This is a genomic window from Streptococcus mitis (assembly GCF_005844455.1).
Lineage (GTDB): Bacteria > Bacillota > Bacilli > Lactobacillales > Streptococcaceae > Streptococcus > Streptococcus mitis_BF.
The window spans coordinates 1-2,851 of record NZ_SPGF01000101.1 but is presented as its reverse complement, the minus strand read 5'-3'; the positions used below and the strand labels follow the sequence as shown (position 1 = coordinate 2,851).

The 2,851-nt window shown below is 42.8% G+C and carries 3 protein-coding genes; 2 read left to right on the top strand and 1 reads right to left on the bottom strand.

What is annotated here, in order from left to right; translation table 11 throughout:
• A partial coding sequence (locus FGQ53_RS11475; RefSeq protein ID WP_212744431.1) for an IS630 transposase-related protein occupies window positions 1-105 on the bottom strand: 105 nt, incomplete at its 3' end.
• A 51-nt stretch (window positions 106-156) separates the two neighbouring features.
• Between FGQ53_RS11475 and FGQ53_RS11470 the strand changes: the two genes are divergently transcribed.
• Both FGQ53_RS11470 and FGQ53_RS11465 read left to right on the top strand, forming a co-directional pair.
• Window positions 157-849, top strand: a complete 693-nt coding sequence (locus tag FGQ53_RS11470; RefSeq protein ID WP_138338895.1) for a TIGR02206 family membrane protein — start codon at window positions 157-159, stop codon at window positions 847-849.
• A 142-nt stretch (window positions 850-991) separates the two neighbouring features.
• Window positions 992-2,536 (top strand): peptide chain release factor 3, encoded by a 1,545-nt coding sequence (locus tag FGQ53_RS11465; protein WP_138338892.1) that lies wholly within the window; start codon window positions 992-994, stop codon window positions 2,534-2,536.
• Window positions 2,537-2,851 lie beyond the last annotated feature (315 nt).

Below are 2,851 nucleotides of genomic sequence, written 5' to 3'. Positions count from 1 at the left end.
GAGAGTTCTGACGCCAACATCAAAAACTTTAGCTGCCTCGACATGGCTGTGTCCTTCTTTGATGTAATCTAATGCTCGTTGTTTAAAATCTGTACTATATGCCATAGCTTTATTATAACATGCTTGTTTAAAACTAATCAACTATAGGATAGAAATATGTTCCATCAATTTATCACCAGATCTCAAACGGTTCCTCCTCCTATTCCACTCTTTTGGTATGGGGTTATGATGTTTCTTTTAGTGCTTTGTATTTATGGGGCACTTGCTTATCACAAAAATCCCAAATTTGTCCTCTTGTTTAAGGGGATTCAGATCCTCCAGTTACTAGCTCTTTATAGTTGGTATGTTGGTTTTGGGATTCCATTTTCTAACAGTCTCCCTTTTTATCATTGCCGTTTAGCTATGTTTGCGGTGGTTTTCTTGCCAGATAAATGGCGGAGCAAGCAATATTTTGCCCTCTTAGGAGCAAGTGGAGCGGTCTTTGCACTGGTTTATCCCGTTTTTGACCCCTATGACTTCCCCCATATTACCAGTTTTTCGTTTTTGATTGGGCACTATGCCCTTCTAGTGAATTCCTTGCTTTACTTGATGAATCACTATGACAAGAGCTTACTTAAGAAGTATATGATCGTAGCCTATACCTTTATCCTCAATCTCTTTCTAGTTGGGGTTAATCAGGTGACGGGTGGAAATTATGGTCTCTTAAGAGATACACCGTTTATCTCGAATGTTCCTCTATGGCTAAAGTACCTCCTTGTGTCGGCCATCCTTTCACTGGCTCTTATTCTCTTTGATATCTTGTTCAAGAAACGGTGGAAAAAGAGAAATCAGGTGAAATCTATACTCTAGCTTGCCTTTTCATCGGATGAGCAATTGAAAAACTCCCCAAAATCCGATATAATGGAGAGTTGAAAGGAATGGTAAAATCCAATGTAACATCATTCTTATCTACTGAAACAACTAAAAATAGAGAATCAAAGAAAGAGAACATATGACTATTCAAGAAGAAATCAAAAAACGCCGTACCTTTGCCATCATCTCCCACCCGGACGCGGGTAAAACAACCATCACTGAGCAGTTGCTCTACTTTGGGGGCGAGATTCGTGAGGCTGGTACCGTAAAAGGGAAGAAAACAGGGACTTTTGCCAAGTCTGACTGGATGGATATTGAGAAACAACGTGGGATTTCGGTCACGTCATCTGTTATGCAGTTTGACTATGATGGTAAGCGCGTGAACATCCTAGACACACCAGGGCACGAGGACTTCTCAGAAGATACTTATCGTACTTTGATGGCGGTGGATGCTGCGGTCATGGTCGTCGACTCTGCCAAGGGTATCGAGGCCCAAACCAAGAAATTGTTTGAGGTTGTGAAGCACCGTGGCATTCCAGTCTTTACCTTTATGAACAAGCTGGACCGTGATGGCCGTGAACCACTAGATCTCTTGCAAGAACTAGAAGAAGTCTTGGGTATTGCAAGTTATCCAATGAACTGGCCAATCGGGATGGGGAAAGCTTTTGAGGGCTTGTATGACCTCTATAACCAACGTTTAGAACTTTATAAAGGTGATGAGCGTTTTGCTAGTCTAGAAGAAGGGGGCAAGCTCTTTGGAAGCAATCCTTTCTACGCTCAGGTTAAGGACGACATCGAACTTTTACAAGAAGCAGGAAATGAATTTTCAGAAGAAGCTATTCTTGCAGGAGAACTGACTCCGGTCTTCTTTGGTTCAGCCCTCACTAACTTTGGGGTGCAGACCTTCCTTGAGACCTTCCTCAAGTTTGCTCCAGAACCACACGGACACAAGAAAACAGATGGCGAAATTGTGGATCCTTATGACAAGGATTTCTCAGGATTCGTTTTTAAAATCCAAGCCAACATGGACCCTCGTCACCGTGACCGTATTGCCTTTGTTCGTATCGTATCGGGTGAATTTGAGCGTGGGATGAGTGTTAACCTTCCTCGTACTGGTAAGGGAGCTAAGCTGTCGAATGTTACCCAGTTTATGGCGGAAAGTCGTGAGAATGTAACCAACGCTGTTGCAGGAGATATCATCGGGGTTTACGATACCGGTACTTATCAGGTTGGAGACACTTTGACGGTTGGAAAAAATAAGTTTGAATTTGAACCACTGCCAACCTTTACTCCTGAGATTTTTATGAAAGTTTCTGCTAAGAACGTCATGAAACAAAAATCCTTCCACAAGGGGATTGAGCAACTGGTGCAAGAGGGAGCTATTCAGCTTTATAAGAATTACCAAACAGGCGAGTATATGCTGGGTGCTGTTGGTCAACTCCAGTTTGAAGTCTTTAAGCACCGCATGGAAGGCGAGTACAATGCCGAAGTGGTCATGAGCCCAATGGGTAAAAAGACCGTTCGCTGGATCAAGCCTGAGGACTTGGACGAGCGCATGTCCTCAAGCCGCAATATCTTGGCCAAGGACCGCTTCGACCAACCAGTATTCCTCTTTGAGAATGACTTTGCCCTCCGCTGGTTTGCAGATAAGTATCCAGACGTAGAGTTGGAGGAAAAGATGTAAATCGTTACAAATGACTAGCAACATAAAGTTGCTGTCATTTGACGGTAACCGCTATGGCGGCTTACCTAAAGGCTTTACTAGGCAGAGTCCGCGAATATTATCGCTTCGTAAAACTTTCCGTCGTAATGGTAAGGGAGCGAACTAGCTAACTACCTCATTAACTTCATTTGGCAAATGGAATCGATTTGTAAAACTCAGTGTCGTGTGTAATATGGAGGTTGGGCAAAAACTAGCTTCAAAATAAAACCACACAGTGATTCCAGTCTTGAATATAATCAAGCTGAAAGAAACACTGTGTGGTTTTTGAATAGTGGA